We start from the raw sequence: 1849 nt of genomic DNA on the forward strand, positions 1-1849 counted from the left end.
AATCGATACAATAACACAGAGGTACACAGAGAAGACACAGAGGAATATTTCTCATTATTTCTATGTGACATGATGAACAATAAATCTCAGTTGTTAAATTTTATTCCGTTCAGGGAGATATTTACTTGCGAAACTTTAATTATTAAAATGATGACCTAAATTCAATGAGAAAAATCAGTAAAAAACAGGTTCAGTCAAAGAGGTTCGTATGGTTTTATTTTTTATTTTTATTTGATAATTAGTATTTTATAGTGCAATAAAATCAACTAAAATTCAAATGCCATGAAAATTTTAAAAAAAATGTTACTGACCGCTTTCTGGTCATTGATAGTAGTCATTGTTTTTAATTTTCCGTTAAATGGTCAGTCTAAGAAATATGCGGGTTCCCAAACAACTATTCAGAAAGCCGTATGTGTACTGTATCCTACAGAGAATAACCAGGTTTCGGGAATAGTTACTTTTACGCGTGTTGCAAACGGCATAAAAATTGTTGCAGATGTTCAGGGCCTGACAAAAGGCAGGCATGGTTTTCATATTCATGAATGCGGGGATTGCAGCAGTTCCGATGCCATTTCAGCAGGCGGACATTTCAATCCGGAAGGACAAAGCCATGGATCTCCCAACGACAAGATAAGGCATGCCGGTGATATGGGAAACCTCCAGGCAGATGATACCGGAAAGGCACACCTGGAATATATTGACCATGTCATTTCATTTAGTGGCAGAAATTCTATCATCGGCCGTTCGGTCATTATCCATATGAGCGAAGATGACCTTAAAAGCCAGCCCACCGGTAATGCGGGTTCCAGGGTAGCTTGCGGGGTGATTGGCATAAGTAAGTGATATGAAAGAGAAAAAGAGAATAAAAACGAAATTTTTCTGTTTGGGAATTCATGCATCAATCTGGCCTTTTATCAAAAAAACTGTATGTTTGTTTAAAATTAAATAAAATTTTATGTTTTCAGGAATCATTGAAGAAGCCGGGAAAGTAGTCGGTTTGGAAAAAGAAAAGGACAATCTGAACATCACACTGGAGTGTTCATTTGTAAATGAATTAAAGATAGATCAAAGCGTTTCACACAATGGAGTTTGCCTGACCGTTGTCAAAAAAACAGATAAAACTTATACTGTCACTGCCATACAGGAAACATTGATCAAATCAAACCTGGGACTTCTGCAGACAGGGGATCTGGTAAATCTGGAACGAAGCATGAAATCAGACGGCCGGTTGGACGGGCATATCGTACAGGGCCATGTGGATCAGACTGCCCTTTGTACTCAGGTTCAGGAAGCTGAAGGAAGCTGGTATTTTACTTTTCAATATGATCCCACAAAGGGAAATATTACGGTTGAAAAGGGATCGGTTTCGGTTAACGGAGTGAGCCTGACAGTGGTAAATTCAAAAGATGATTCTTTTCAGGTGGCCATCATTCCTTATACTTACGAACACACAAATTTTTGCCGAATAAAGGTTGGCACGGTCGTCAATCTTGAGTTTGATATTTTAGGTAAGTACATTGCCAAAATATTGAAACAACAATTGGGTTAGAGATGGCTTTATACTTGCTGCTGTTTTTAAATTTTCTGTTTCCTCAGACGGCCGAAAATTATGAATACTTGTATACCCTTCCTGAGAAAGGCACAGTGTGTACAAGTGACGGCCTGGGGAATATTTACCTGGTTTCTGGCCGTAGTATCATAAAATACAGTGAAAACAGCAGGAAAAATGTTTATACCAATGCCTATCTTGGGCATATTCAGCTGGTTGATGTGAGTAATCCTTTCCGGATTGTCGTTTTTTACAAAGATTTTAACCAGCTTGTTTTTCTGGATAATTTTCTTTCCCCCC

Annotated in this window: 3 protein-coding genes; all 3 read left to right on the plus strand. The window is 38.2% G+C overall.

Annotated features, from left to right (window positions below; translation table 11 throughout):
* Positions 1 to 282 precede the first annotated feature (282 nt).
* Positions 283 to 843, plus strand: a complete 561-nt coding sequence (locus Q8907_16840; protein MDP4275936.1) for a superoxide dismutase family protein — start codon at positions 283 to 285, stop codon at positions 841 to 843.
* Between the two features lie 112 nt (positions 844 to 955).
* On the plus strand, positions 956 to 1549 hold the full coding sequence (locus Q8907_16845) for a riboflavin synthase (GenBank protein ID MDP4275937.1): 594 nt from the start codon (positions 956 to 958) through the stop codon (positions 1547 to 1549).
* Between the two features lie 2 nt (positions 1550 to 1551).
* On the plus strand, positions 1552 to 1849 hold a 298-nt coding region (locus tag Q8907_16850), incomplete at its 3' end, for a hypothetical protein (protein ID MDP4275938.1).

Source organism: Bacteroidota bacterium (assembly GCA_030706565.1).
In the GTDB taxonomy this organism is placed as follows: Bacteria; Bacteroidota; Bacteroidia; order Bacteroidales; family JAUZOH01; genus JAUZOH01.

Coding starts and splice junctions, on each gene's coding strand:
- Q8907_16840 (MDP4275936.1), top strand. CDS start 283: ATGAAAATTTTAAAAAAAATGTTACTGACCGCTTTCTGGTCATTGATA.
- Q8907_16845 (MDP4275937.1), top strand. CDS start 956: ATGTTTTCAGGAATCATTGAAGAAGCCGGGAAAGTAGTCGGTTTGGAA.